Raw genomic sequence first — 26,264 nt, forward strand, 5'->3', positions numbered from 1 at the left:
ACCATATAACCTAACACCTGCGATAAAGAAGAGTACGGTCACCCCACCAGCAAAGAGAGCGATGCCTAGGCTGAAAGCATCGACTGGATGATGACCCGAACGACACTTTGGAGGTGCTTCCTTGAACTTAGAGTAGGGGGAGCCGTTTCATCGGGCGTTAACCGATTTCGAGTGGCAGAGTTTCAAGTATTGGCTCTGCAACGAGGGTGGTACCACGGGAAACTTTAACAGGCTCTCGTCCCTTTGCGGACGAGGGCCTTTTTGTATGCTAAGGAGGGAAATTGGATGAAAGCACCACGCGGCACACAAGACCTGCTTCCGGGCACGGTCGAGACGTGGCAGTATGTCGAAGAGAAACTACGCGACATCAGCGCCCGTTACAACTATAAAGAGATTCGTACCCCGATTTTTGAAACGACCGACCTATTCACAAGGAGCGTCGGCGAGACGACGGACATCGTCCAAAAAGAGATGTTCACGCTCGTCAAGAAAGGCAAGGACGAGTATACGCTCCGTCCGGAAGGAACGGCCTCGGTCGTCCGCGCCTTCGTCACGAACAAACTGTTCGGTAGCCCCGACCAGCCGACGAAACTGTACTACATGGGACCGATGTTCCGTTACGAGCGTCCACAAAAAGGACGGTTCCGCCAACTGCACCAATACGGTGTCGAGGCAATCGGTAGCAGCGACTCGGCCGTCGACGCAGAAGTGATCAGCCTCGCCTACACGATTTACAAATCGTTCGGGCTCAAAAAAATCAAAGTCGTCGTCAACTCGCTCGGTGACGCTGAGAGCCGCAACGCTCACCGCGAAGCGCTCATCCGTCACTTCGAGCCGGTCCAAGACGAGCTTTGCCAAGATTGCCAGACGCGACTGCATCAAAACCCGCTTCGCGTCCTCGACTGCAAAGTCGACCGCGACCACCCGTCGATGAAATCGGCACCTTCGATTCTCGACTTCTTGAACGAAGAGTCGAAGACGTATTTCGAGAAAGTCCTCGCGCACTTGGATGCGCTCGGTGTCGCCTACGTCGTCGACCCGACGCTCGTCCGTGGTCTCGACTACTATACGCACACGGCGTTCGAAATCATGTCGGAAGCAGAAGGCTTCGGCGCCATCACAACGCTTTGCGGTGGGGGACGCTATAACGGTCTCGTCCAAGACATCGGTGGACCGGACATGCCGGGCATCGGATTCGGGATCGGGCTCGAGCGTCTCATCCTTGCTCTTGAGAACGAAGGAGTACTTCCTGAACTCGAGACGGGACTTGACGTCTTCGTCGTCGCCCAAGGCGGCACGGAAGTCGAAGTGACGGCGACACGCCTGTTGCAACTGCTTCGCAGCGAAGGCTTCAAGGCGGACCGCGATTATCTCGGCCGCAAGTTCAAAGGCCAATTCAAACAAGCCGACCGCTTGAACGCGAAGTTCACCGTCATCCTCGGAGACGATGAAGTCGAACGCGGCTCAGCTTCCCTCAAGGTCATGGCGACCGGGGAACAAGTCGACGTGCCGCTCTCGGCCGTCGCAGACAAAATTCGTGAACTATCGGAAGGAGCAGGACAATGATCGGACGCACACATATGAACGGCCGCGTGACAGAGTCACTCATCGGCCAAGACGTACAACTTAAAGGATGGGTACAAAAACGTCGTGACCTTGGAGGACTCATTTTCATCGACCTTCGTGACCGCACAGGCATCGTCCAAGTCGTCGTTCGCCCGGAAAACGAAGCGGTGCACCAACTCGCCGAATCGATTCGCAGCGAATACGTGCTCGATATCAAAGGGACTGTCCTCGAGCGTGAGAACAAGAACCCGAACATGCCGACTGGGAACGTCGAAGTCATCGCTTCAGAGATTAACATCTTGAACGCGGCGAAGATGACACCGATTCCAATCGGTGACGAGGCCGAGAACGTATCGGAAGACCTCCGTCTCAAATACCGTTACCTTGACCTCCGTCGTCCGGCGCTCCAAGAGACGTTCCGTCTTCGTTCGAAAGCGTCGAACACGATTCGTAACTTCTTGACGGAAGAAGAGTTCCTCGAAGTCGAGACGCCGATTTTGACGAAATCGACACCAGAAGGCGCGCGTGACTATCTCGTCCCAAGCCGTGTCCACGGCGGCGAGTTCTACGCGCTCCCGCAATCACCACAGTTGTTCAAACAGCTCCTCATGGTGGCCGGGTTCGACCGTTACTTCCAAATCGCACGTTGCTTCCGTGACGAAGACCTTCGGGCCGACCGTCAACCGGAATTCACGCAAGTCGACATCGAGACGAGCTTCATGGACGTCGAAGACTTGATGGCGATGATGGAATCGATGATGGGGCAAGTCATGGAAGCGACGCTCGGTCGCACCGATACGCCGGCCAAGTTCGAGCGGATGACATACGAAGAAGCGATGCGCCGTTTCGGTTCAGACAAACCGGACACACGTTTCGGTCTCGAACTCATCGACGTCGTCGACGCGGTCACAGGTGCCGGCTTCAAAGTGTTCGATATGGCTCTCGAGTCAAACGGACAAGTGAAAGCGATCAACGTCAAAGGCGAGGCGGACAAGTTCTCGCGTAAAGATATCGACAAGCTTCAAGAGTTCACGGCCGTCTACGGTGCGAAAGGCCTCGCTTGGCTCAAAGTGACACCAGAAGGCTTGAACGGTCCGATCGCCAAGTTCTTCGACGAGACGTACGCTCAGAAGTTGATGGAAGCGACGAACGCGGAAGCGGGCGACCTGCTCCTCTTCGTGGCGTCAAAACCAAGCGTCGTCGCCGACAGTCTCGGCGCGCTTCGCGTCAAACTCGGTCATGAGCTCGGTCTTATTGACGAGTCGAAGTTCAACTTCCTTTGGGTGACAGACTTCCCGCTCGTCACGTTCGAAGAAGAAGACGGCCGTTTCTACGCCAACCACCACCCGTTCACGATGCCTAACCGTGACGACCTCCATCTTCTCGAGACGGACCCAGCGAGCGTACGCGCCCTTGCCTATGACCTCGTCTTGAACGGTTATGAGCTCGGTGGCGGATCGCAACGGATTTATGAACGTGACATTCAAGAGCGCATGTTCAAATTGCTCGGCTTCACAGAACAAGAAGCGGTCGACCAGTTCGGCTTCTTGCTCGAAGCGTTCGAATACGGTACACCGCCGCACGCAGGTATCGCCCTCGGTCTCGACCGTCTCGTCATGATCCTCGCGGGTCGTTCGAACCTTCGTGACACGATCGCCTTCCCGAAAACGGCGTCGGCGAGCGACTTGCTCACACAAGCACCAAGCCCGGTCGCGGATGCACAACTCGAGGAGTTGTCGATTCGGACAGCGGTGAAAGAGAAGAAATAACGTTTAGTCACAAGGACCCGTCGATTGGCGGGTCTTTTTGCGTATATGTGAATAAGTGGAAAAGTGATATAGTTATGGAATAAATTGTATGATGAAGATGGGGGAGCCGGGGAAGCATGAAACCAAGAAAAATTGTTCAATCGATCGGGTTGGTGATTGGATTGACGACAATCTTAGCAGGATGTAATCAAGAAACGGAAGCGACGCCGAAAGTTGACGAGACCGTCGAGGAGGCCAAATCGGAAGATTCGGAAATGATTCGATTGCGTCCCGTCGCCGAGGACGCCTCAATCGGGGCAGTGAAGGACTATGACCTATCATCGTTCTTCCAACATAAAGTCGCGATGATTGCACCGGAGCATATGGTCGATGAACACATTGTCTATACGGATTCTGTCGGTGAAGTCGGCCGTGACATCTACGTGTATGATACGGAACGAGCAACTAATCGGTCGTTACATAAGACATCAAGAACAATCGGTAGTCTCGTCGGCATCAAAGATGAAATATTTTGGATTGAATATGAACTGACTGAAGACAATGGATATGCTTGGTCCATTTTCCGGATGAGGCTCGACGCATCGGAACTGACTGAACTTTATAACGGGGTCAGTATGTTCGAGACGCCCGTTCCTCATTTGAATGCATCGGATGATCGCGTCACATGGGTTGATTATGAGGCATCAGAAACGATGACGACGTCGGCGGTGATGCAGTATTTGTATGATACGGCCACGGTGGAAACGATTCAAACGTTCACGCTTCAAGAAGGGGAGAAACGAGATGGCGAGTACGTATTCGATTACAGAGTTGGTGAGGACGGTGTCATCGTCCATCGAAGCTCATTCGCTGATGGGGAAAAAACGACAAAGTTAACCACGCTCGATGGAACGTTTGACGAGGATATGGGCGCATTGGTCGACTTTGAAACAGGTGCGGACTATGTTGCTCTTGGAAAAGAAGGACGTGCCGATTTTGTAGGGCTGACGGGGGGAGCGAAACAGTTCCAACATAAAAGCACACAGTCAAAGATTACATTTGACTCGTTTCGTTTCTTGCCGGATCAGCGCATCCTATTCCGCGAAGGCATGAATCGCTTATTAGTTGCGGATTTGAATGAAGCGACGGTTTCGTATTTGCCGAGTCGAGGCGGCACGACGTCTAAGCCAATCTATCGTGATGGTCAAATCGCCTACGCCGAACTTGGGGATGGCGGGTTGATTACGTTTTACACCATCGATGTGAACTGACATGGAAACCAAAAATCGTCACCTCCGGTTATGGAAGTGACGATTTTTGTTGTTTCATCTACTCGTTTTATGATTCGTCCGGCTTCTAGATTTGATTGATCGGAGGATCACCATAGCGAGAAGAAGCAAAGCTAACATAAAACTGATATACGTTAGATTCACGAAAAGTGAAGATAAAGTATCTTCAAATCGGATGCTGAACCAAACCCATAGCCCTGTAATAAATACGCCCCAGAGCGCTGTCGGATAGTTAAGCATTTTGTTTGTAAACCACATGAGATAGCCCCCTTTTTAGAAATTATATCATGTGGATTGGAATAAAAACCTTATATCCCCTAATTATCCATTCGTTTACTAGTCTGCTGAAGCGCGAACCCGAAGGCGAACAGCGAGGCGATTACGGCCGTCATCGTGTAGACCGAGTCGGTGAAAGCGAGGTAGATGCCGAACAAACCGAGCCCGAAGCTGAGGATGAACCACAGCCAGAGGCTCGGATGATTTTGTAACGCCTGCTTCATCGGCTCGGGACGTTCAACTGGCAACCGGTCCCATCGGTCACGAGCAAGTTCGAGTTGAACACTTGGCCGTTGCTCTTCAAGACGAGCGATCGTTTATCTTCGCGATAGTCGATGATCATGTCTTCGTCGAGAAACACTTTTGTCCAGTTCTTGATGAGGACAGGGCCGATGTTCGAATCAATCTCGACGTCTTCCGGTGTCGTCTCGGTCACATAGCGAATCTCGAAGATGCCGCTATTGCCGCAACCGCAGCCTTCCGTCTCATAAAACAAATGCATCTGTCCGTCACGGTCGCCTTTTAAGGCGTCAATCCGCGCCTGGGCACGTTCTGTAATTTGTACGTTCATTTGAATCAGCTCCTTATTTCTATTATACCGCGCTGGAAAAAAGATTGAAAAAGACGTGCTTCTCGTTTTCCACTTCCTGCAAAAAGGCGTAAACTATTTGTTTAGAAGGGGGAAACGATATGATCTCACGTTTTTTTAGTTATTACCGTCCACATAAGAAGTTATTCATCCTCGATTTCTCGTTCGCCATCCTCGTCGGCCTGCTCGAGCTCGGCTTTCCGCTCGCCGTGCAATGGTTCATCGACGACCTGTTGCCGGGTGGGGAATGGAACTGGATTATCATTATCAGCATCGGCCTATTGATTCTGTACATACTCGCCATGATGATGCAGTACGTCGTCAACTATTGGGGGCATAAGCTCGGCATCAATATCGAGACCGATATGCGGGAAGAGCTGTTCACCCATATCCATAAACAGTCGTTCCGGTTCTTTGATAACCATAAGACCGGTCATTTGATGAGCCGGGTGACGAACGACTTGTTTGATATCGGCGAAGTGGCGCACCATGGGCCTGAAGATTTCTTCATCGCCATCATGACGCTCCTCGGTGCGTTCGGGATCATGTTCTCGATCGACCCGCAACTCGCACTCGTGACGGTCGTTGCCGTGCCGTTCCTCGTCATCATGATCACGTACGCCAACAAGAACATGAACAAGGCGTGGCAAAAGATGTATACGAACATCGGCGAAGTGAACGCCCGCGTCGAGGACAGTGTCTCCGGCGCACGCGTCGTCCAATCGTTCACGAACGAAACGTTCGAGATTAACCGCTTCCAAAAAGACAACAATTTCTATCGCGGCTCGAAAATCGAGGCGTATCAAGTCATGAGTAAGTCGCTCGCCGGGATTTACATCACGACGCGGCTCATGACGTTGCTCGTGCTTGTTTACGGTGCCTATTTGACATATCAAGGACAACTGTCTTACGGGCAGCTCGTCGGGTTCATCCTCTATATGAATTTGCTCATCAAGCCGATCGAAAAAATCACGGCGCTCCTTGAAATGTACCCAAAAGGGATGGCCGGCTTCAAACGATTCACGCAACTGTTGGATGAGGCACCGGATATCGAGAACCGTCCGGACGCTGTTGACGTCAAGACGCTGAAAGGCGATATCGCCTTTCAAAACGTCTCGTTCGGCTACTCGGACTATCGCCAAGTGTTGACCGACATCGACCTCGACATCAAGTCGGGTACGACGGTCGCCCTCGTCGGGACGAGCGGGGCCGGGAAGACGACGATCTGTTCGCTCATCCCACGTTTCTATGACGTGACGAGCGGTGCCATCACGATTGACGGTATGGACATCCGCGAAATGACGAAAGAGAGTCTGCGCCGTCAAATCGGGATCGTGCAACAAGACGTGTTCTTGTTCGCCGGGACGCTCCGTGAGAATATCGCCTATGGAAAACTGGACGCGACCGACGCGGAGATTATGCATGCGGTCGAGAAGGCACATTTGAACTCGCTCGTCGAGGAGCTCGAACATGGTCTTGAGACGCAAATCGGAGAGCGAGGTTTGAAACTGTCTGGCGGACAAAAGCAACGCATCGCCATCGCCCGCATGTTCCTCAAAAATCCACCGATCTTAATATTAGACGAGGCGACGTCCGCGCTCGATACAGAGACGGAAGCGATCATTCAAGACTCGCTCAATGAGCTCGCGGCCGACCGGACGACGCTCATCATCGCCCACCGTTTGGCGACGGTGAAGAACGCTGACCGCATCCTCGTCGTCACCGCTGACGGCATCGTCGAGGACGGGACGCATGATGAACTGAGTGCGAAAGGCGGCGTCTTCGCTGGATTGCTCAGACGCCAACAACTATGAATGCTGAACAGCCACCAGATTTTTGGTGGCTGTCGTGCGTGAGTTGGGTATAGACAAGGAATGATGGCAATGAGGGCGAAACACACGATGAAAGCAGTTCAAGTCGTCGGGTACGGGGATGTCGATCAATTACAAATCGTCGACCTTCCAATCCCGAACCCGAAACAAGGGGAAGTGCTCGTCCGCGTCAAGGCGTGCGGAATCAACAATACAGAGATTTGGATGCGGGAAGGCGCGTACGGCACGGACAAAGAGTCGGGCTGGCGACCGGAAGGGGTCCAGTTCCCACGAGTCCCAGGTTCTGATATTACGGGCGAAATCGTGAAAGTCGGTAGCGGGGTCGAGGAGACAATGATCGGACGCCGCGTTGTCCTGTTCCCGTTCACGTCGAGCGGGCAGGAAGGGGGAAGAGCATATCGCCGGTGACGTGTCGTTCATCGGTTCCGAGTACGACGGCGGATACGCCGAGTATGTCGTCTGGCCGGCCGCGCTCTGTTACGACATGCCGCTCGACAGTTTCGTTGACAGTGCCGTCTTCACGGTGAGCGGGTTGACGGCATGGCATATGAATGAGCAGATTGAGATTCAGCCGGGGCAGACGATTGTCATCACGGGTGCGAGCGGTGGGGTCGGGTCGTTCAACGTTCAAATCGCGGCGAACGTGCATGGCGCGAACGTGTTCGCCATCGTCGGAGATTTGAAGGATGAGGCGAAATTGAAAGAACTCGGAGCGAGCCGTGTCTTTTCATACCGTTCCGAGACGCTCGTCGACGAGATTCTTGAGGCGAACGGAGGGCCGGTCGATGCCGTGCTCGATGTTGTCGGCGACGCCTTGTTCGCGACAGCGCTCGAGGTGTTGAAAAATGGCGGCAAGTTCTGTATTTCCGGTTCAGCCGGCGGTCAACCGACGCAGCTTGATTTCCGGAAGCTGTATTTGAAACATATTACCATGTACGGCTCCGTACTCGGTACGCGGGCCGAGTTCCAGGCGATGCTTGAAGCGATTGAATCTGGGAAGATTCGGCCCATCGTCGACCGGACGTTCCCGCTCCCGGAGGCGCGAGACGCACAGACGTACTTCAAACAACGGGGCAAGTTCGGGAAGATCGTCCTCGTCCCGTAAACAAAAGAGAGGAAACCGGACGACGATGTCCGGTTTCCTCTCTTTTTTATGCGGCCACTTTCGCCCGGTCGATGACCGAGACGAGCCGCCGGAACTGTTCGAGCCAAAACTGGAAGAACGGACCGATCAAAAAAATCGACAGTACCGTCCCGAAAAAGACCGGTCCGCCGAGCACCCAACCGATGAGGCAAGCCGTTAGTTCCATCCATGTCCGCATCATCCGGACCGACGTGTTGAACCGCTCAGCCAAGGCGAGTGTCAATCCGTCCCGAGGGCCGGCCCCGTAACCGATGGCGACGTACAAGCCGGCACCCATCCCGATGACGAAGATGCCGAGGACGAGCCAGGAGATATTGAGCGCGAGGCCGTCGAGCTGCGGCAACCAATGATGATCGAGAATCAAGTTCATGAATACGCCGACGAAGACGGCGTTGACGAGCGTCCCGAACTGGGGCCGAATCCGGTCGAGTAAAAATTTGCAGAGAACGAGCAAGAGACCGACGAGCAAGATGATTGTCCCGACGGAAATCGGGGTATGACGGGCGAGCCCGAGATGGAGCACGTCCCATGTCGATACGCCGAGGTCGGCCGTGATCATCATCGACGAACCGAGGGCGAGCAAGAACAGACCACTCATGAATAACGTCCACTTCAAACTGATTCGTAAAGCTTGTATCCATACCGCGTGCATGATGGTCGCCTCGATTCCCTGAAATGTTCCATCATCATATCATATCTGGTTTCAACGCAAGAAAAAAACGCCTCGGACGAAGTCCGAAGCGCTTTGCTCACTTTTTAGGTGTTGTTGGTTTCTTTGCTTTGTTCTTTTTATAGTAATCGTAGACGAACGGTGCGACCGCCGTCGCGACTTTAATGAGTGTACCAAATTTACCTTTTTTAGCCATGTTGCTGCACCCCTTTCTGTTCTAATGATGTATATTCCACCTGTTCCGGAATTAAAAACATATTTTGAACAGTTTCGTCTGAGGTGACACCGATAATCATGTCCCATAATGAAAGGAGGAGGCAAAAAATATGAAGACGATTATCTGGTATCAAAATGATTTACGGGTCGACGACCATCGTCCGCTCGAGGTGGCGCTCCGGCATGACGATCCCATCGAGGGTCACTACTTTATTCCACGAGAAGAACTCATTGAAAACCGGTTCGGCCATGTTCCGCTAGGACCACGGCGACTCCAGTTTTTGAACGAGTCACTCGACGACTTGGCCGGTTCGCTCGCAGCGCTCGGCGTCCCGCTCTTCGTCCATGTCGGCCATCCGCTTGACATACTCGACTCGACCGACCGCTTATTGTTTCAACGGTCGATCGGTTATAACGAACGGGGACGAGAACGACAGGTCATGACTGCATGGCGCGGAGCGTGTCAGGCGTTCGATGGGTTCACCCTCTATCCACGGAACGAGATTCCGTTCGAGAAACTGCCATTTCTTTTCACCGAGTTTCGGAAAGCAGTGGAGAATGATGCGAGACCGGAGCGCTTGATCGAGCGCTCGGTTTCCAAAGAATTGCGCTCCGTCGATTTTCCGGTCGCTTATGAACAGCCGGAACCGGACGCACGGACTGCGTTCCCGTTCCGAGGTGGGGAACAAGCAGGGCGAGACCGGCTCACGACTTATTTGGCAGGACCGGTCCGGATGTATAAGGAGACACGGAACGGCTTCGGGGTCGACGACTCATCGAAGCTGTCGGCCTATCTCGCCAACGGCTCGTTATCACCGCGCCGAGTGCTGCACGAGCTCGAGCAACATGAGCGGTCATATGGGGCGAACGAGTCGACGTATTGGCTCTATTTCGAGCTGCTTTGGCGTGAGTTCTTCCAATGGGTCGCCCTCGAACAAGGGAAACGACTGTTCCGCGCCCAAGGCATCCGTTCGAAACAGAAGACATGGCGCGTGGACGATGAGGTCATCCGGCGTTGGCAAGCAGGTGAGACGGGCGTTGAATTCATCGATGCGTTCATGCGTGAATTGAACGCGACGGGATGGATGTCGAACCGGGGTCGTCAAATCGTCGCGAACTACTTTGCGAAAGAGCTTGGACAAGACTGGCGCATCGGCGCGTCCTATTTCGAATCGAAGCTGATTGACTACGACGTTGCAAACAACTATGGCAATTGGACGTACCAGGCTGGCGTCGGCAATGACGCGCGGGATCGCCGATTTAACATCACTCGGCAACAAGATACGTACGACCCGACCGGTGCGTTTCGGAACATGTGGTTGTGACGAAACTGTCACGCGAAGTCGTCGTTTCTGATTGACTTCTTTTAACAGACAATGCTATAGTAAGGGCAACAGATGGGATACCTGAGGTGTACGAGAGCCGCCTTCGTTATTTTGAGCCAACACTTTGAATACGGGAGACCGAACTGCTATCCAGATCAACTGCCTCATCACGTGCAGGAGGACTTGTGAAGGGGACGCTAGGTCACCCACCTGCTTAAGCAGGTTCAAAAGCAGGGCATCGTCACGGCACTCCGGGCCCCATCGATTTTTTTTTAAAAAACGTCGCTAGACGTCTTTTTTTTGTATGTAATTCCGAGTAAAATAGTATGAGAAAATAGGATTCATTTGGAGGAAGAGTATGTTACACCAGTTTTCACGTAATGAGTTGGCCATCGGTCAAGAAGGGTTAGAAACATTAAAAGGCAAGACGGTCGCCATTCTAGGCGTCGGCGGTGTCGGGTCGTTCGCGGCCGAGGCGCTTGCCCGGAGCGGCGTCGGACGAATCGTCCTCGTCGATAAGGATGACATCGACATCACGAACGTCAACCGTCAAATCCACGCGCTCTTGTCGACGGTCGGTCAACCGAAAGTCGAAGCAATGGCGACACGTCTCCTTGACATCAACCCAGAGCTCGAGCTCGTCAAGTTGAAGATGTTCTATACAGAAGAGACGTTCGAGGAGTTCTTCGCGCAAGATCTCGACTTCGTCATCGATGCCTCGGACACGATCATCTATAAGATTCATTTGATCGTCGAGTGTAAACGTCGGGGCATCCCGGTCATCTCGAGTATGGGCATGGCCAACAAGATGGACCCGACGCGCATCAAAGTCGTCGACATCAAGGATACGACGTATGACCCGATCGCGAAGATGGTCCGGACACGTCTCCGTAAGGAGCGCATCCACAAAGGCGTCCCGGTCGTCTTTTCAGACGAGTCACCGATTGTGACACGCGAAGACGTGAACGAGATCGTCGGGAAAAAAGACGCCCCGATCCGTAAAGCGAAGATGCCACCGAGCTCGAACGCGTTCGTCCCTTCGGTCGCTGGTCTCGTCGCAGCCGGGTATGTCATCAACCAAATGCTTGAGACAGCTGGGGTCGAGATCGCTCGCATCCAAAAGTAAAAAACGACGCGGCTCAAAAGAGTCAGCGTCGTTTTTCCCAATAATCGAGCCGTTTTTGTAGCTGTTGCTCGAAGCCGCGGCTCGTCGGGGTATAATATTTCGGACGTTTTCGGGCCAAGTTCTCCGGCCAGTAGTTTTGCGCGACGTAGCCGTCTTTCTCGTCGTGCGGGTATTTGTATCCGGCACCGTTGCCGAGCTCGCGGGCACCCGGGCTATGGGCGTCACGGAGGTGGACCGGTACCGGACCGCCTTCGACGGTACGGACGTGGTGCATCGCCTTGTCGATGGCAGTGATGACCGCGTTCGATTTCGGTGCCGTCGCGAGATAAAGGACGGCCTGGGCCATCGGGATGCGTGCCTCGGGGAAACCGACGTGTTCGCTCGCACGAGCGGCCGCATCGACGATGACGAGCGCGTTCGGATCACTAAGGCCGATATCTTCGGCCGCATGCACGTAGAGACGGCGCATGATGAAACGCGGCGATTCGCCGGCCTCGATCATGACGGCGAGCCAGTACAGCGCCGCGTCCGGGTCCGAGCCGCGGATCGACTTGATAAACGCCGAGATGACGTCGTAGTGCCGGTCACCCGTCTTGTCGTACTTGATGGCTTTTTGTTGAATCGACTCTTCGGCGACGTCGAGCGTGATTTGAATCTTGCCATCGACCTCAGGCGTCGTCAACACGGCCAGTTCGAGCGCGTTCAACAAGACACGGTAGTCACCGTCCGCCATTTTGATATAATGGTCCACGGCGGCTTCCTCGATTTGGACGGGATAGTTGCCGAGTCCTTTCTTATCAGACAAGGCCCGCTCCAAGACGACGCGCAGTTCGTCTGGTCCAGGCGGTTCGAGCCGAAACACGGTCGCGCGCGACAGTAACGCCGCGTTGACCTCGAAACTCGGGTTTTCGGTCGTCGCTCCGATCAAGATGAGCTTGCCGGCCTCTAGTGCCGGGAGCAGGGCGTCTTGTTGCAGTTTATTGAAACGATGAATCTCGTCTAAAAATAAAATCGTTCGTTCTTGTTCGAAGTCGAACCGGGATTCGGCCTCGCGGATGACGCTCCGAAGCTCATCGAGTTTAGCGGTGACGGCGTTCAATTGTACGAACGTCGCTTTCGTATAATTCGAGATAACGCGGGCGAGCGTCGTCTTGCCCGTTCCCGGCGGTCCATACAAGATAATCGTGCCGAGGCGGTCGGCCTCGATGGCCCGCCGCAGCAACTTGCCTTCGCCGATGATGTGGCGTTGACCGATGACTTCGTCTAACGTTTCCGGCCGCATCCGATTGGCGAGGGGGCCGCTATTCGATTGCTGAAATAAATCACTCATACGTACACATTCCTTTCGACAAACGTTTGTTCGATTAGTATAGCAGAAGGAGACATGAAGATGAAAATATCTACAAAAGGTCGTTATGGATTGACGATCATGATCGCATTGGCCCGAGAGACGGACAACAAACCGCTCAGCTTGAAAAAGATTGCGGCCCGCCATGACTTGCCGGAACATTACTTAGAGCAGTTGATCGGTCCGCTCCGCAATGGCGGACTCGTCAAGAGTGTCCGCGGCGCGTATGGCGGCTACCAGCTCGTCAAACCGGCGACAGACATCACAGCCGGAGAGATCATCCGATTGCTCGAAGGCCCGCTCACGATCGTTGAGGACTCGGAAGCGGATGATGCCGTGAAACGGAAGCTTTGGGATAAAATCAAAGCGGCGATCGAGAAAGTGCTCGAAGAGACGACACTCGCCGATCTCGCTGAAGAAGATTCTGATGGCTATATGTTTTATATTTAAAGGTGAGGTGAACGAAGATGAATTACTTTGATCATGCCGCAACGACGCCGATGCGTCCCGAGGTGCTCGAAGCGATGACGCCCTATATGCTCGAACACTATGGCAACCCGTCGAGCATCCACGGCATCGGCCGGACGGCTCGCGCCGCACTCGACGCTTCGCGCCGGACGCTCGCCACGTGGATTGGGGCGACCTCGAACGAGATCGTCTTCACCTCGGGCGGTACCGAGTCGGACAACTATGCCTTGTTCGGCACGGCGTACGCGAATCAACATAAAGGCAAACATGTAATCACGACGAAAGTCGAACACCACGCCGTCTTGCACGCGATGAAGCAACTCGAACGTGAAGGCTTTGACGTGACGTATCTCGATGTCGACGCGACAGGTGCGGTGACGCTTGACTCCGTTCGTGCCGCACTCCGGGACGATACGATCCTCGTCTCGGTCATGTACGGCAACAACGAGGTCGGCACACTTCAACCGATTGCCGAGATCGGTGCGCTCCTTGACGACCACCAGGCTTACTTTCATACGGACGCGGTCCAAGTGCTCGGCACGGAAATGATCGACGTCAAGGCGCTCGGTGTCGATTTATTGTCGGCCTCGGCCCATAAAATCAATGGCCCGAAAGGTATCGGTTTTCTTTTTATAAAAACAGGTGTAAAATTAGCGACGCGTTCTTTTGGAGGACAACAAGAACGGAAACGTCGAGCCGGCACGGAAAACGTTCCGGGTGCCGTAGGGTTCCAACGAGCAGCCGAACTGGCCAACATCGAACAGGTCGAACGGGTGAACGCCTACCGACAAATGAGTGAGGCGCTCTTCAAGAAACTTGATGAACTTGGAGTCGAGTATGACGTGAACGGGGCGAACCGCTTGCCGCACATCGTCAACTTGTATCTCCCGGGCATCGAGCTCGAACCGTTCCTCATCATGATGGACATGCGCGGCTTTGCCATCTCGAGTGGCAGTGCCTGCACGGCCGGGTCGATTGAACCGTCACATGTGCTGACGGCGATGTACGGTTCGTCGGAGCGGACCAAACAGTCCGTCCGCATCAGCTTTGGACACGGCAACTCGGTCGAAGACGTGGTGCGGCTCGCCGAACGACTCTCTGAAGTCGTCTCGACATTCACGAACGGAGTGAGATAAATCATGAACTTACGCACAAAAGCCCCTGCCGAGACGACGGTCGTCGTCGGGATGTCAGGCGGCGTCGATTCATCAGTGACGGCCCATCTGCTGAAAGAGCAAGGGTATAACGTCATCGGGATCTTTATGAAAAACTGGGACGATACGGACGAGTTTGGCGTCTGTACGGCGACGGAAGACTACGAAGACGTCATCGCGGTCGCGAACCAAATCGGGATCCCTTATTACGCGGTCAACTTCGAGAAGGAATATTGGGACCGCGTGTTCGAATACTTCTTGGCCGAATACCGTCTCGGGCGGACGCCGAACCCGGACGTCATGTGTAACAAGGAAATCAAGTTCAAGGCGTTCCTCGACCACGCGCTTCGCCTCGGTGCCGACTTCGTCGCGACCGGGCACTATGCGCGGGTCGAGTACGTCGACGGTGAGCATCGACTCCTGCGCGGGAAAGATGACAACAAAGACCAAACGTACTTCTTGAACCAGTTGTCACAAGACCAACTCGCGCGGACGATGTTCCCGATCGGTCATATGGACAAGAAAGACGTCCGTGTCATCGCCGAAGAAGCGGGACTCGCGACAGCGAAAAAGAAAGATTCGACCGGCATCTGCTTCATCGGAGAGCGCAACTTTAAAGAGTTCCTCTCGGAGTATTTGCCGTCACAACCAGGCGTCATGCAGACGCTCGATGGAGAGCATAAAGGAAACCATGACGGGCTCATGTATTACACGCTCGGTCAACGCCACGGCCTCGGTATCGGCGGCGACGGGGACCCTTGGTTCGTCGTCGGCAAAAACGTGGAAGAAAACATCCTCTACGTCGGCCAAGGGTTCCATCATGACGCGCTCTATTCGGACGCGTTGCTCGCATCGAAGCTGTCATGGACAGGTGCCGTCCCAACAGGTGAGTTCCGGGCGACGGCGAAATTCCGTTATCGCCAGCAGGATGTGCCAGTGGCAATCGCGCCAATTGAAAATGGCGAAGTGCTCGTCAAATTTGATGAGCCGCAACGTGCCATCACGCCAGGGCAAGCAGTCGTCTTCTACGACGGCGACATCTGCCTCGGCGGCGCGACGATTGACGAAGCGTATCGAAACGGAAAACGACTCGACTATATCGGATGAGGTGATAATGTTGAACGCAAACGAATTAGGCATCCAAGCGATGCAACAAGGTGAGTTCGAACAGGCGGCCAAGCAGTTCAACGCTGCCATCGAGGCCGATCCGTCGGACCCGACCGGCTACGTCAATATGGGTACGCTCCTGCAAGCAATCGGTGACCATGAACGGGCCGTCGTCTTTTACGATAAGGCGCTCGAACTCGATAACACGTTCGGCGCGGCGCATTATGCGAAGGGAGCGCTCGCCTATGAGCTCGAACAGCTCGACTTGGCCGAGGCATCGCTTCGTCAGGCGCTCCTTGCCGGCATGGACGACGCTGACCTGCATTTCATGCTCGGCTTGACGTACAAGGCGATGGGCGACTTCGTCCGAGCGTTGCCACGTCTCCGGGAAGCGATGAAGCAGGCGCCGGAAGACGTCGAAATTTCGTTCCAGTACGGGCTCGCGCTCGCTCAGAACGAGCAACTCGATTCGGCCGTCGAAGCGCTTGAGCATACGCTCGACCTCGATGCGAGCCATACGGACGCCCGCTACAACTTGGCGATCGCCTACGCCTTCCTCGGTGAACAAGACAAGACGTACGCCGAGCTTGAGCGTGTGCTCGAGTTGCAACCGGACCATGCGCTCGCGTATGACGCGAAAGCGAAGATGGACGAGTTACTCGGAAAGTGACTACGAAAAGCGCTTCTCACGATTGTGAGAGGCGCTTTTTGTTAGTCCCAATAATGGAAGATGACGTTTCCGATTGTCTTCGGTTGCCAATAGTTGATTTCTCCACGTTCTGCCTTGTTCAGAAATGGCTGTAGCGACAAATCGAACCGCTCATTCAACTCAGCCGCTGACGGAATCTGATAGGTGTCAGGAAACATGTCGGTCAGTTCGGGTACATCGATGAATTCATATTGAAACGGTTCGAGTTTGGAGATGCCGATGACAGGATAGTTTCTGCTGAGCAGGACATAGATGGTTTGCTCACTCCATGTGATACTCGCCTGGTGATAATTCGGAGTGATTTCGTCCCCAATGGTAAAGGAACATATTCCTCGTTTAATCCGGGTGAACTCAAAACAAATCGATTTGAACGTCTTCCAATCTGACCCTGGGGCGGAACAGTCGCCGTATGAAAAGCCGGTGATACATTCAGGGAGGGTGAGCGTCATGCGGACACCTCCCCGACGACCCAAATCAAAAGATTAAAAGTCATCAATACAAGCGTGCCGGAGAGCGCGAGGTAGCTCCACAAGACACGCGTTCCGGACTTGGCTCGTCGTACACCATCCATCAAAATCAGGAAACTCGTCCCGAATGAGACGAACGCCAACGCTGCAAACGAAGTGGGTCGGTCGAGCGTGGGAAACGCATCGATCACAAAATACAGCCCAAAGGTGAGCAAGCCTAAACAAGCCATGAGGAAAAGCGGGAAGAAACGCATATAGCACGACCTTTTCCATTTTCTCTCATCGTATCATGTGGGTTGTCGAGCGTAAATGTGAATCAGAGCTGTTTCGTCGTGATTTTTACGGGCTCGCCGCCGAACTCACCGTAGGCCTCGTCCATGTTTTTCGTGTATAACTCGATCACGTTCTTGCTCGGGTCTTTGAAGTAGGCCGAGCGCTCTTTGCCGTTGACCGTCTCATCCTCGTCCCATGTCCGTAGTTTCGTCGGGATGTTTGATGCTTCTAGCACCTCGAGTGCTTGGTCGAACGACTCCATCGGGACGAAGAACGCGCAGTGGACGTGGGCGCCCCCTTCATCATAGAGTGTGTCCCACTCGGTCACATCCTCTTGTCGGTTCGATTCTTCTTCTGATGTGAAGTCACGCTTCAGCCAAAGACCGAGACGCGTGTTTCCGCCGACATAAAACCAAGTTGCCCACGGTTCATCTGCTTGTTCTTGAGCTTCGCTCGGCTCGGCATCGTCTCCGACCCATTGTTCAACGACGGGAAGACCTAACTTGCCGTGCCAAAAGTCGACGGCCTCCGCCATGTCGGTCACTTCTAACACCAATTCACATAGTCCACTAATCGGTAAGCGTTTCTTCATTCCTAGTCCCTCCTTCATAGGTTCACTCGAACAGTTCCCGCTTTGATTCGACGAAAAACGTGCATAGCTGTTCGAATGTTCGGGAAGTGAATGACAATGTGAGAAAGGAGAGATTTAGTATGCGTGTCGTCAGTTTGGTCAGCGTCCCTGTATTCTTGATCATCGAATGGTTCATGCTCGGTCGATTGTTCGCTGCAATTGATGAACGCCTCGCGAACGGCGAATGGACGAATAATCTTTTGTTTCGCGTCGTCGTCGAATCGGAGCAGGCGATAATGATGTTTTTATTCATGTTCGCAACGTTCTTCGTGATCGGTGTCGTCATGCATTGGCTGTTGTCGGCCAACCGATCTTGGTCTGTGACGTTTGGTGCGGTCGGATTGGGCTGGGTCGTTCCGACCATGCTGGCTCTCATCGCTTGGTTCATTCCGAACCCTTATATTCAGCTAGGCGTCGTCGTGTTGCAATTATCGTTCATTCCGCTCATTCCATTTGTCGGTCAGACGGTGCGTCTCGGTCACGTTATCTTGAACTGGAGCGTCCATGTCATCGCTGCTGGACTCGTGTTGTTGGTGCAACGTCCATCGCTCGAGCAATTGTTCCGAGTCGAGCGGACCGAACTGTTTGAGCGGCTCGAAGGGTATGTCAATTCGGGTGAATTGGAACGATTCGAACGACTGCTTGAAACCGTGGACTTGGCACAACTTGAAGAGTTGTTCAAAACGGTCGACATCGACCAACTCGAACGGCTGTTAACTCGAGTTGATGTCGGACAGTTGATTCGAATACTCGAACGCGTCGACCTCGACCAACTCGAGCGCATCCTGAACCTGTTCAGTTAGGCGATTTGTCCTATCATTCGAACTCGGGCTATAATGAAGGATGGAAAACTAGCTGGAGGTGACTCGAATGATGGCAGCACCTTACGAGTTGACAGGAAAAGTCATCCGCGTCCTGTTTCAATCGGAAGAAGAAGCGCACACGATCGCGCTCGTACGTATAAAAGAAAAGAATTTTGACACAGACGAGACCGAGATGGTCATCGCCGGCGTCGGCGTCGGCATTGAGAAAGGTGAGACGTACAAGGCGCACGGGCGTCTCGTCGACCATCCTCGGTTCGGCAAACAAATGAAGGCCGAGTGGATTCGCCGTGTCGTCCCGATGACAAAGCGCGCCGCCGTCCGTTTTTTGACGAACGGTTCGTTCCCCGGGATCGGACAGAAGACGGCCCAGAAGATTGCTGACGCACTCGGAGACGACTGCATCGACCAAATCGTCAAGCATCCGAGCCTTTTATCAAACGTCGACGGGTTGAAAGAGAAACAGGCCCGCGTCATCACCGAACGGTTGAACATCTTGTATGGAGTCGACCAGTTACTGTTATTTTTGGCACCATTCGACGTGACACCGCGCCTCGCCTCGAAGATTCATAAAGAATATGAAGGTCGGGCGATGGAGATAATCGAGAGAAATCCTTACACCCTCATGTATGATGTCCCAGGTATTGGCTTCAAGACGGCCGATGCCATCGCCGCCCATTTCGGCATTCAAGGGATTCACCCGGAACGGATTGCGGCGGCCGTGTTGTATGTGCTCGAACTTGAGCAAGGGAACGGGCACTTGTTCGTCACGGCCGACCAACTCGCAAGTGAGATGCCGCGCATCATCGGCGGGGACCCGGGCGAGGCGCTCGTCTCGGCGCTCGAGACGCTCGCGAACGACGAGCGTGTCATCGTCGAGGACGGGGTCGTCTATCATCCACGGGTGTACCGCGCCGAACAAAAAGCGGCTGAAGAACTTGCACGCATCATGTCGACATCGACGACAGAAGACGTCGATATGACGACGATTTTTGACGCGGTCGGGCGCGTCGAGGAGATGTTCTCGATCGAGTATGCTGAGCAACAACGGGAAGCGATCGAGCTCGCCTTGAAGTCGCCGCTCATGGTGCTGACCGGCGGACCCGGTACCGGGAAGACGACTGTCGTTCGAGGGATTATCCACGCGCTCAGCGACGTGTTCGACTGGAAGCTCGAACCGGTGCCGAACCAACCGTTCCCGTTCGTGCTCGCCGCACCGACCGGCCGGGCTGCGAAACGGCTCAGTGAGTCGACGGGCTTGCCGGCCTCGACGATTCATCGTCTCTTGAAGTTCGACGGCAGCTCGTTCCAAGTCGATGACACGAATCCGCTCGTCGGAAAAGTGCTCATCGTCGACGAGGCGTCGATGATCGATATCTTCTTGTTCCGCAGCCTGCTCCGGGCCGTGCCGAACGGGATGAAAATCCTCTTCGTCGGGGACCGCGATCAATTGCCTTCGGTCGGGCCGGGCCAAGTGCTCGCCGATTTGATGGCGACCGACGGGATTCCCGTCGTCCGACTCGATGTCGTCCATCGACAGGCGTCCGAGTCGAGCATCCTGCGTTTGGCGCACGCGCTCAACGCGAAACAAATGCCGGACGATTTGCTCGCGGCACTGCCGGACCGTCGCTTTTATACAGCGAATCAAGAGACGGCACTTCAAGCCATCTGCCAAATGGCAGGGGCCGCGCTACGAAAAGGCTATTCACCGTTCGATATTCAAGTGCTCGCGCCGACGTACCGCGGGGTATGCGGCATCGACGGGTTGAACGAAGCACTTCAAAACGTGTTCAATCCGAAATCGGCGGCACGGCAAGTGTTGCACGGCAACCGGACGTATCGGAACGGGGATAAAGTGCTCCAACTTGTCAATAACGCCGAGGAGAACGTCTATAACGGTGACATTGGTGAAATCACGAATATCTTTTACGCCAAAGAGAACGTCGACAAGGTCGATAAAATCTATATCCGTTTTGATCAAACTGAGGTCGAGTATAACCGGAGCGAATGGGATCAGTTCACCCACGCCTATGCAATCACCATCCATAAGTCGCAAGGGTCGGAGTTTCCGATTGTACTCATGCCCGTCTTCTTTAACGGCGGCTTCCGCTCGTCACGCAACTTGATCTATACGGCCGTCACGCGGGCGAAAAAGAGTTTGCTCTTGTTTGGGGATGTGCGTGCGCTCGAGGCGGCGACACGGGAAGAGGAACCGGTGCGCCGGACGAAACTCGTCGAACGGCTAGGCGGCAAGTCTTGACGTCTTCCGATCGACGTGTGATAATGACGAATAGAAAACTGAAACGATTAAAGACGATGAAGGAAATGAGTACGTCATAACCGCCTCACCAGAGACATCTTCCAAGGCTGTGAGAAGATGGGGGTCCGGTCGACCGAAGCTAGTCTGGAGTCCCCACTCACCCTGGGCGTCTCATCCGCGTTATCGGATGTTCGAGGCACGGCTTTGCCGTGCGAACGAGGGTGGTACCACGAAGCGATGCTTTCGTCCCTTTCCACAGGGATGAGCATCGCTTTTTTTCGTTTCGTTTAAACTGAAGGAGGAATTGTTGATGAAACCGCTCAAACCATTAACTGGCGCTCAGATTCGCCAAATGTATTTAGATTTCTTCAAATCGAAAGGACACAGTGTCGAGCCGAGTGCCTCACTCGTACCGGTCGAGGACCCGACGCTTCTTTGGATCAACTCAGGCGTTGCGACGCTCAAAAAATACTTTGACGGCCGTGTCATTCCAGCCAACCCGCGCATCGTCAACGCGCAGAAGTCGATTCGGACGAACGATATCGAGAACGTCGGAAAGACGGCGCGTCACCATACGTTCTTCGAGATGCTCGGGAACTTCTCGGTCGGTGACTACTTCCGCGAAGATGCGATCAAATGGGGCTGGGAACTCCTCACGAGCGATGAGTGGTACGGACTCGACCCGGACCGCTTGTCGGTGACGATTCACCCGGACGATGAAGAAGCGAAACAACTTTGGCTCGCTTTAGGCGTGCCGGCCGACCGCATCATCCCGCTTGGAGAGAACTTCTGGGAAATCGGGGAAGGCCCGTCTGGCCCGAACACAGAAATCTTCTTCGACCGCGGACCGGCGTTCGGCGACGACCCGACCGACCCGGAACTATACCCAGGCGGCGAGAACGAACGCTACCTTGAAATTTGGAACATCGTCTTCAGTCAGTTCAACCATGACGGGCACGGCAACTATACCGAGCTCCCACGGAAAAACATTGATACAGGGATGGGTCTCGAGCGGATGGCGAGCGTCATGCAAGACGTACCGACGAACTTCGACACGGACTTGTTCATGCCAATCATCCGCGAAACAGAGAAAATCAGCGGTGAGACGTATCGCACCGACAGCAGCAAAGACGTGGCGTTCAAAGTCATCGCCGACCATATCCGGACCGTGTCGTTCGCAATCGGTGACGGGGCGCTCCCGTCGAATGAAGGCCGTGGCTACGTCCTTCGTCGTCTGCTCCGTCGTGCCGTCCGCTATGCGAAGATGCTCGGCATCGAGCGTCCGTTCATGTATGAGCTCGTCGACGTCGTCGGCGACATCATGGTCGACTTCTATCCGGAAGTCCGTGAGAAGAAAGACTTCATCAAGAAAGTCGTCAAGAACGAAGAAGAACGTTTCCACGAGACGCTCCATGACGGTCTTGCCATCTTGAACGAAGTCGCGAGAGCACAAAAAGCGGCCGGTTCTAACGTTATCAGCGGCGAAGACGCGTTCCGTCTCTACGATACGTACGGTTTCCCGCTCGAATTGACGATCGAGTACGCCGAAGACCACAAAATGACGGTCGACGAGGATGGGTTCAAACAAGCGATGAACGCCCAGCGTGAACGTGCCCGGACGGCCCGCGCCGATGTTGAGTCGATGCAAATCCAGTCAGGCGTTCTTGCAGACATCACGCTCCCGTCATCATTCGTCGGGTACACGAACCTCGGCACGGAAGCCAAAATCATCAGCTTGATTCATGATGGAGAGCTCGTTGACGTCGTCGCAGCAGGTGAAGAAGCACAGGTCATCCTTGACCAGACACCATTCTACGCGGAGAGCGGCGGTCAAATCGGCGATAAAGGTCAAATCGTAGGGTCGGACTTCGTCCTTCACGTGAAAGACGTCTCGAAAGCGCCGAACGGCCAGAACTTGCATACGGTCACGGTCACATCGGGCGTCGCCAAGGCAGAAGTCGCAGTGACGGCGACGGTCGACTTCGATTCGCGTCAAGCGATCATCAAAAACCACACGGCGACGCACTTGTTGCATCGCGCGTTGAAAGATACGCTCGGTGAGCACGTCAATCAAGCGGGTTCACTCGTGACACCAGACCGTCTTCGCTTCGACTTCTCACACTTCGGTCAAGTGACGGCTGAAGAGCTCCAATCGATTGAACGTCAAGTGAACGAACGAATCTGGGCGTCGATCACTGTCGATATCGAAGAGATGAACATCGCCGATGCGAAAGCGAAAGGTGCGATGGCACTCTTCGGTGAGAAGTACGGGGACGTCGTCCGCGTCGTCGCGGCCGGTGACTCGGTCGAACTTTGCGGTGGATGCCACGTCGGCAACACGGCTGAAATCGGACTCTTCAAAATCTTGTCGGAGTCAGGCATCGGAGCCGGCACACGTCGTATCGAGGCGGTCACAGGCGCCGGAGCTTACGAAGTGATGAACCAGCATATCGAGACGCTCGAGACGGCAGCGAAATTGCTCAAGACGAAACCGCTCGACGTGCCGACACGTGTCCAAGCGCTTCAAGCTGAAATGAAAGAACTTGAGCGCGCGAGCGAATCGCTTAAAGCGAAACTCGCCAACATCGAGGCGTCGTCACTCACCGACGCCATCGAGACGTTCGGAGATGTCCAATTGATCGCCAAACGCGTCGACGGACAAGACATGGACGCGCTTCGTGGCATGGTCGATGAATTGAAAGGCAAGCTCGGCTCGGCCGTCATCTTGCTCGGCTCGGCGAACGGCGACAAGGTCAACCTCGTCGCAGGTGTGACGAAAGACTTGAATGACCGCGGCTTCCATGCTGGGAAATTGATCAAAGAAGTGGCGACACGTTGCGGCGGCGGTGGTGGCGGCCGTCCTGACATGGCGCAAGCCGGAGGCCGTGATGCGACAAAACTGGACGAAGCATTGAAGTTTGCTTCACATTACGTTCAATCACTGGCATAATAGAGTGTGAAGTGCAAACGGAAAGAGGTGGATTCTTGTGAGCCAAATGGATCGCACGATGCAATTCAATTTTCCAGAAGATGATAATCGAGCCAACACTCGGGAGACGCTGATTGCGGTATATCAAGCACTCGAAGAGAAAGGCTACCAACCGATCAATCAAATCGTCGGATACTTGTTGTCAGGTGACCCTGCCTACATTCCGCGTCATAACGATGCGCGAAACTTGATTCGCAAAATCGAACGAGATGAGCTGCTCGAAGAGCTGGTCAAATCGTATTTGAACGATCGTAGAGAGGATTAATATGAAGCGAGTCATGGGGCTCGATGTCGGTTCGAAGACGATTGGGGTCGCCGTGAGCGACCTCATGGGATGGACGGCGCAAGGTGTGGAGACGGTCTATTGGACCGAGCCGGACTTTGACGAAGCCGTCCGTCTGCTTCAACCGATTATTGAGCAGTACGGTGTGTTAGAAGTCGTCGTCGGTCTCCCGAAGAACATGAACGGGACGATCGGACCTCGCGGTGAGGCGTCAGAAGCGTTTGCGGCTGCCCTGACCGAGGCGACAGGCTTACCAACAGTTCTCGTCGATGAACGCCTGACGACGATGCAAGCGGAGCGGATGCTCATTTCAGCAGACGTCAGCCGCAAAAAGAGAAAGGCCGTCATCGATAAGATGGCAGCCGTCATGATTTTACAAAATTACCTGGATCGATCCGGGAAATAAGGAGGAATTACTCATGGCAGAAATCCGTCGTGAAGAAGAAATGTACCGTATTCCAGATGAAAATGGAGACGAGCATCTATTTGCAGAAATTTTCCGGATGACGAGTGACCGCTCGAAGAAAACGTTTGTCGTTCTTGAGCCGGTCGGCAATCCAGAGACAGAAGACGAAGATGACGACACAATCGAAGTGTATGCGTTTGAAATCGAAGAGCTTGAAGAAGGCGAGTTCATCTTGAAGCTCGTCGAAGACGATGATGACTTCGAGGAAGTCATGGAAGCGTTCGATATCGTCAATGATGAAGTTGGCTTAGACTAATACGTGGACGGGCGGCTAGGGGAAACCCTCGTCGCCCATCTTCATAACAGAAGAACAGGGGAGAAATGCGTATGAACCATCCATCGATGCATGATGAGAAGCGTGTACGTAACCGGATCGTTCGGCGGATCACGGTCATTATCCTTGCTGTCTTTCTTCTCGTGATCGCCACAGGTGCCGCGGTGTCGTATGCGTTCGTGAAACGATCGCTCGAACCTGTCGACCCGTCTTCGTCTGAAACAGTCGAGGTCGAGGTTCCGCTCGGTGCAGGTTCTGGGTACATTGGTGAACTACTCGAAGAGAATGGACTCGTGAGGAATAGCACGATTTTCCGTTTTTACACACGGTTTAAAAATGAATCATCGTTCCAAGCGGGGACGTATACGTTGTCTCCGTCACAGTCGCTTGACGAGTTAATCGCCACGTTAAAGACGGGGAAAGTCATCGTCGTCCCGGATATCAAATTGGTGATTCCGGAAGGCTTTACAATCGATCAGGTCATCTCACGTCTCGCCAAACAGGCTGAGATTCCAAAAGAAGAGATTTCGGATCAGCTGAGTGACAAGGAGTATATCCGCTCGCTCGTCAATGAGCATGAGATGTTGACGGAGGAAGTGCTCGCCGACGGGATTTATCACCCGCTCGAAGGGTATTTGTTCCCGGCGACGTATGAGTTCGATAAAGGTGTGACGCTCACGCAAATCATCGATGAGATGCTCAAGCCGACCGAACAACTCTATCTCGAGTATGGTGATGCGATTAGAGCATCGGGCCGTACGTTCCATGAGACGCTCGCCCTCGCCTCGGTCGTCGAGAAAGAAGCGGTCTCGACGGAAGACCGGCAAGAAATCGCGGGTGTGTTTGAGAATCGTCTGGCCGATGGTATGAAGTTGCAGTCCGACCCGACCGTCTGGTACGGCACCGGGGAGACGTCAATCTTCACATCGTTCAACGATCTTCAAAACGACTCGCTCTACAACACTTACCGCTATGAAGGCATCCCGATCGGACCGATTGCTTCGGTCAGTCGTGACGCGTTCGTCGCCACGCTCAATCCGAACGATACGGATAACATTTATTTCTACGCCCGACCACCGCGTGAAGGATTCCCGAACGGGGAAGTCTTGTTCGAAGTGGAGTACGAGGCGCACCAACAGAACGTCAATAAGTATCGCCCGGAGTGGGAAGCGTTCGAAGAAGCAAACAACAATTGACGGATATGCGACCGGAAGCCTTGGCTTCCGGTCGTTT

24 protein-coding genes, 1 other RNA gene, 1 pseudogene and 1 other annotated feature are annotated in these 26,264 nt (G+C 54.0%); of the genes and pseudogenes, 19 read left to right on the plus strand and 7 right to left on the minus strand.

Annotation, left to right across the window (positions count from 1 at the left end; genetic code table 11):
• Positions 1-10 precede the first annotated feature (10 nt).
• Positions 11-246 (plus strand) — a binding site (T-box leader).
• Positions 247-285: 39 nt separating this feature from the next.
• The 3 genes from hisS (at position 286) to DPV68_RS05620 (ending at position 4,585) form a co-directional block, all read left to right on the plus strand.
• Positions 286-1,566, plus strand: a complete 1,281-nt coding sequence (hisS, locus tag DPV68_RS05610; RefSeq protein ID WP_114165809.1) for a histidine--tRNA ligase — start codon at positions 286-288, stop codon at positions 1,564-1,566.
• Complete coding sequence (aspS, locus tag DPV68_RS05615) at positions 1,563-3,335, plus strand: aspartate--tRNA ligase (RefSeq protein WP_114165810.1); 1,773 nt, start codon at positions 1,563-1,565, stop codon at positions 3,333-3,335. The genes hisS and aspS overlap by 4 nt, the downstream gene beginning before the upstream one ends.
• Positions 3,336-3,451: 116 nt before the next feature.
• Entirely contained in the window at positions 3,452-4,585 is a 1,134-nt protein-coding gene (locus tag DPV68_RS05620; protein ID WP_114165811.1) for a hypothetical protein, read from the plus strand.
• A gap of 335 nt (positions 4,586-4,920) precedes the next feature.
• Here the strand turns inward: DPV68_RS05620 and DPV68_RS05630 are convergent, their stop codons facing one another.
• On the minus strand, positions 4,921-5,103 hold the full coding sequence (locus tag DPV68_RS05630) for a hypothetical protein (RefSeq protein ID WP_114165813.1): 183 nt from the start codon (positions 5,101-5,103) through the stop codon (positions 4,921-4,923).
• Positions 5,100-5,450 (minus strand): iron-sulfur cluster biosynthesis family protein, encoded by a 351-nt coding sequence (locus DPV68_RS05635; RefSeq protein ID WP_114165814.1) that lies wholly within the window; start codon positions 5,448-5,450, stop codon positions 5,100-5,102. Before DPV68_RS05635 ends, DPV68_RS05630 begins: the two co-directional genes overlap by 4 nt.
• A 119-nt stretch (positions 5,451-5,569) precedes the next feature.
• Here DPV68_RS05635 and DPV68_RS05640 point away from each other — a divergent pair, with 119 nt between their 5' ends.
• Both DPV68_RS05640 and DPV68_RS05645 read left to right on the plus strand, forming a co-directional pair.
• On the plus strand, positions 5,570-7,282 hold the full coding sequence (locus DPV68_RS05640) for an ABC transporter ATP-binding protein (protein ID WP_114165815.1): 1,713 nt from the start codon (positions 5,570-5,572) through the stop codon (positions 7,280-7,282).
• 87 nt (positions 7,283-7,369) lie between these two features.
• Positions 7,370-8,405, plus strand: a pseudogene (locus tag DPV68_RS05645) (zinc-binding dehydrogenase).
• 46 nt (positions 8,406-8,451) lie between these two features.
• Here the strand turns inward: DPV68_RS05645 and DPV68_RS05650 are convergent.
• Complete coding sequence (locus tag DPV68_RS05650) at positions 8,452-9,096, minus strand: YczE/YyaS/YitT family protein (RefSeq protein WP_114165816.1); 645 nt, start codon at positions 9,094-9,096, stop codon at positions 8,452-8,454.
• A 344-nt stretch (positions 9,097-9,440) separates the two neighbouring features.
• Between DPV68_RS05650 and DPV68_RS05655 the strand changes: the two genes are divergently transcribed.
• From DPV68_RS05655 to DPV68_RS05665, 3 genes are all read left to right on the plus strand, one after another.
• Positions 9,441-10,655, plus strand: a complete 1,215-nt coding sequence (locus DPV68_RS05655) for a DASH family cryptochrome (protein ID WP_114165817.1) — start codon at positions 9,441-9,443, stop codon at positions 10,653-10,655.
• 75 nt (positions 10,656-10,730) lie between these two features.
• A non-coding RNA gene (gene ssrS, locus DPV68_RS05660) (6S RNA) lies at positions 10,731-10,917 on the plus strand.
• Positions 10,918-11,013: 96 nt separating this feature from the next.
• Positions 11,014-11,781, plus strand: coding sequence for a tRNA threonylcarbamoyladenosine dehydratase (locus DPV68_RS05665; RefSeq protein ID WP_114165818.1), 768 nt, complete (start codon positions 11,014-11,016; stop codon positions 11,779-11,781).
• A 22-nt stretch (positions 11,782-11,803) separates the two neighbouring features.
• Here the strand turns inward: DPV68_RS05665 and DPV68_RS05670 are convergent, their stop codons facing one another.
• On the minus strand, positions 11,804-13,111 hold the full coding sequence (locus DPV68_RS05670) for a replication-associated recombination protein A (RefSeq protein ID WP_114165819.1): 1,308 nt from the start codon (positions 13,109-13,111) through the stop codon (positions 11,804-11,806).
• 60 nt (positions 13,112-13,171) lie between these two features.
• On the opposite strand from DPV68_RS05670, the gene cymR reads away from it, so the two are divergent.
• The 4 genes from cymR to DPV68_RS05690 are packed head-to-tail and all read left to right on the plus strand — an operon-like array spanning position 13,172 to position 16,528.
• Positions 13,172-13,579 (plus strand): cysteine metabolism transcriptional regulator CymR, encoded by a 408-nt coding sequence (gene cymR, locus DPV68_RS05675; RefSeq protein ID WP_021066920.1) that lies wholly within the window; start codon positions 13,172-13,174, stop codon positions 13,577-13,579.
• 17 nt (positions 13,580-13,596) lie between these two features.
• Positions 13,597-14,733, plus strand: a complete 1,137-nt coding sequence (locus DPV68_RS05680; RefSeq protein ID WP_114165820.1) for a cysteine desulfurase family protein — start codon at positions 13,597-13,599, stop codon at positions 14,731-14,733.
• A 3-nt stretch (positions 14,734-14,736) separates the two neighbouring features.
• A complete protein-coding gene (gene mnmA, locus DPV68_RS05685) occupies positions 14,737-15,858 on the plus strand; it encodes a tRNA 2-thiouridine(34) synthase MnmA (protein ID WP_114165821.1) in 1,122 nt (373 codons plus the stop codon).
• Positions 15,859-15,865: 7 nt separating this feature from the next.
• Complete coding sequence (locus DPV68_RS05690; RefSeq protein ID WP_232819517.1) at positions 15,866-16,528, plus strand: tetratricopeptide repeat protein; 663 nt, start codon at positions 15,866-15,868, stop codon at positions 16,526-16,528.
• Positions 16,529-16,569: 41 nt separating this feature from the next.
• Here the strand turns inward: DPV68_RS05690 and DPV68_RS05695 are convergent, their stop codons facing one another.
• From DPV68_RS05695 to DPV68_RS05705, 3 genes are all read right to left on the minus strand, one after another.
• Entirely contained in the window at positions 16,570-17,016 is a 447-nt protein-coding gene (locus DPV68_RS05695) for a hypothetical protein (RefSeq protein ID WP_114165822.1), read from the minus strand.
• Entirely contained in the window at positions 17,013-17,264 is a 252-nt protein-coding gene (locus DPV68_RS05700; RefSeq protein ID WP_157964138.1) for a hypothetical protein, read from the minus strand. The genes DPV68_RS05695 and DPV68_RS05700 overlap by 4 nt, the downstream gene beginning before the upstream one ends.
• Before the next feature lie 86 nt (positions 17,265-17,350).
• The gene (locus DPV68_RS05705; RefSeq protein WP_232819518.1) at positions 17,351-17,899 is read right to left on the minus strand and encodes a VOC family protein; all 549 of its coding nucleotides are present in this window, start codon (positions 17,897-17,899) and stop codon (positions 17,351-17,353) included.
• Between the two features lie 119 nt (positions 17,900-18,018).
• On the opposite strand from DPV68_RS05705, the gene DPV68_RS05710 reads away from it, so the two are divergent.
• The 7 genes from DPV68_RS05710 to mltG all read left to right on the plus strand — a co-directional run bounded on the left by DPV68_RS05710 (position 18,019) and on the right by mltG (position 26,227).
• Complete coding sequence (locus tag DPV68_RS05710) at positions 18,019-18,741, plus strand: hypothetical protein (protein WP_114165825.1); 723 nt, start codon at positions 18,019-18,021, stop codon at positions 18,739-18,741.
• Positions 18,742-18,811: 70 nt separating this feature from the next.
• On the plus strand, positions 18,812-21,019 hold the full coding sequence (gene recD2, locus DPV68_RS05715; RefSeq protein ID WP_114165844.1) for an SF1B family DNA helicase RecD2: 2,208 nt from the start codon (positions 18,812-18,814) through the stop codon (positions 21,017-21,019).
• 310 nt (positions 21,020-21,329) lie between these two features.
• Positions 21,330-23,969 carry an alanine--tRNA ligase gene (gene alaS / locus DPV68_RS05720; protein WP_114165826.1) on the plus strand — a complete coding sequence of 880 codons (2,640 nt, stop codon included), beginning with the start codon at positions 21,330-21,332 and terminating at the stop codon, positions 23,967-23,969.
• 37 nt (positions 23,970-24,006) lie between these two features.
• Entirely contained in the window at positions 24,007-24,273 is a 267-nt protein-coding gene (locus tag DPV68_RS05725) for an IreB family regulatory phosphoprotein (RefSeq protein WP_114165827.1), read from the plus strand.
• A gap of 1 nt (position 24,274) precedes the next feature.
• Positions 24,275-24,697: a Holliday junction resolvase RuvX gene (gene ruvX, locus DPV68_RS05730; protein ID WP_114165828.1), complete on the plus strand. Its 423-nt coding sequence runs from the start codon at positions 24,275-24,277 to the stop codon at positions 24,695-24,697.
• Positions 24,698-24,710: 13 nt separating this feature from the next.
• Positions 24,711-25,013, plus strand: coding sequence for a DUF1292 domain-containing protein (locus tag DPV68_RS05735; RefSeq protein WP_114165829.1), 303 nt, complete (start codon positions 24,711-24,713; stop codon positions 25,011-25,013).
• 71 nt (positions 25,014-25,084) lie between these two features.
• The gene (mltG, locus tag DPV68_RS05740) at positions 25,085-26,227 is read left to right on the plus strand and encodes an endolytic transglycosylase MltG (protein ID WP_114165830.1); all 1,143 of its coding nucleotides are present in this window, start codon (positions 25,085-25,087) and stop codon (positions 26,225-26,227) included.
• Positions 26,228-26,264: the final 37 nt, after the last annotated feature.

Source organism: Exiguobacterium sp. TNDT2 (assembly GCF_003331145.1).
Lineage (GTDB): Bacteria > Bacillota > Bacilli > Exiguobacteriales > Exiguobacteriaceae > Exiguobacterium.

Excerpts from the sequence above, each read along its gene's own strand:
- DPV68_RS05700 (WP_157964138.1), bottom strand. The coding sequence starts at position 17,264 with ATGGCTTGTTTAGGCTTGCTCACCTTTGGGCTGTATTTTGTGATCGAT.
- DPV68_RS05655 (WP_114165817.1), top strand. The coding sequence starts at position 9,441 with ATGAAGACGATTATCTGGTATCAAAATGATTTACGGGTCGACGACCAT.
- recD2 (WP_114165844.1), top strand. The coding sequence starts at position 18,812 with ATGGCAGCACCTTACGAGTTGACAGGAAAAGTCATCCGCGTCCTGTTT.
- DPV68_RS05735 (WP_114165829.1), top strand. The coding sequence starts at position 24,711 with ATGGCAGAAATCCGTCGTGAAGAAGAAATGTACCGTATTCCAGATGAA.
- aspS (WP_114165810.1), top strand. The coding sequence starts at position 1,563 with ATGATCGGACGCACACATATGAACGGCCGCGTGACAGAGTCACTCATC.
- DPV68_RS05620 (WP_114165811.1), top strand. The coding sequence starts at position 3,452 with ATGAAACCAAGAAAAATTGTTCAATCGATCGGGTTGGTGATTGGATTG.
- DPV68_RS05640 (WP_114165815.1), top strand. The coding sequence starts at position 5,570 with ATGATCTCACGTTTTTTTAGTTATTACCGTCCACATAAGAAGTTATTC.
- cymR (WP_021066920.1), top strand. The coding sequence starts at position 13,172 with ATGAAAATATCTACAAAAGGTCGTTATGGATTGACGATCATGATCGCA.
- mnmA (WP_114165821.1), top strand. The coding sequence starts at position 14,737 with ATGAACTTACGCACAAAAGCCCCTGCCGAGACGACGGTCGTCGTCGGG.
- DPV68_RS05710 (WP_114165825.1), top strand. The coding sequence starts at position 18,019 with ATGCGTGTCGTCAGTTTGGTCAGCGTCCCTGTATTCTTGATCATCGAA.
- DPV68_RS05665 (WP_114165818.1), top strand. The coding sequence starts at position 11,014 with ATGTTACACCAGTTTTCACGTAATGAGTTGGCCATCGGTCAAGAAGGG.
- DPV68_RS05690 (WP_232819517.1), top strand. The coding sequence starts at position 15,866 with ATGTTGAACGCAAACGAATTAGGCATCCAAGCGATGCAACAAGGTGAG.
- DPV68_RS05680 (WP_114165820.1), top strand. The coding sequence starts at position 13,597 with ATGAATTACTTTGATCATGCCGCAACGACGCCGATGCGTCCCGAGGTG.
- DPV68_RS05670 (WP_114165819.1), bottom strand. The coding sequence starts at position 13,111 with ATGAGTGATTTATTTCAGCAATCGAATAGCGGCCCCCTCGCCAATCGG.
- DPV68_RS05705 (WP_232819518.1), bottom strand. The coding sequence starts at position 17,899 with ATGAAGAAACGCTTACCGATTAGTGGACTATGTGAATTGGTGTTAGAA.
- hisS (WP_114165809.1), top strand. The coding sequence starts at position 286 with ATGAAAGCACCACGCGGCACACAAGACCTGCTTCCGGGCACGGTCGAG.
- DPV68_RS05635 (WP_114165814.1), bottom strand. The coding sequence starts at position 5,450 with ATGAACGTACAAATTACAGAACGTGCCCAGGCGCGGATTGACGCCTTA.
- DPV68_RS05630 (WP_114165813.1), bottom strand. The coding sequence starts at position 5,103 with ATGAAGCAGGCGTTACAAAATCATCCGAGCCTCTGGCTGTGGTTCATC.
- ruvX (WP_114165828.1), top strand. The coding sequence starts at position 24,275 with ATGAAGCGAGTCATGGGGCTCGATGTCGGTTCGAAGACGATTGGGGTC.
- alaS (WP_114165826.1), top strand. The coding sequence starts at position 21,330 with ATGAAACCGCTCAAACCATTAACTGGCGCTCAGATTCGCCAAATGTAT.
- DPV68_RS05695 (WP_114165822.1), bottom strand. The coding sequence starts at position 17,016 with ATGACGCTCACCCTCCCTGAATGTATCACCGGCTTTTCATACGGCGAC.
- DPV68_RS05650 (WP_114165816.1), bottom strand. The coding sequence starts at position 9,096 with ATGCACGCGGTATGGATACAAGCTTTACGAATCAGTTTGAAGTGGACG.
- mltG (WP_114165830.1), top strand. The coding sequence starts at position 25,085 with ATGAACCATCCATCGATGCATGATGAGAAGCGTGTACGTAACCGGATC.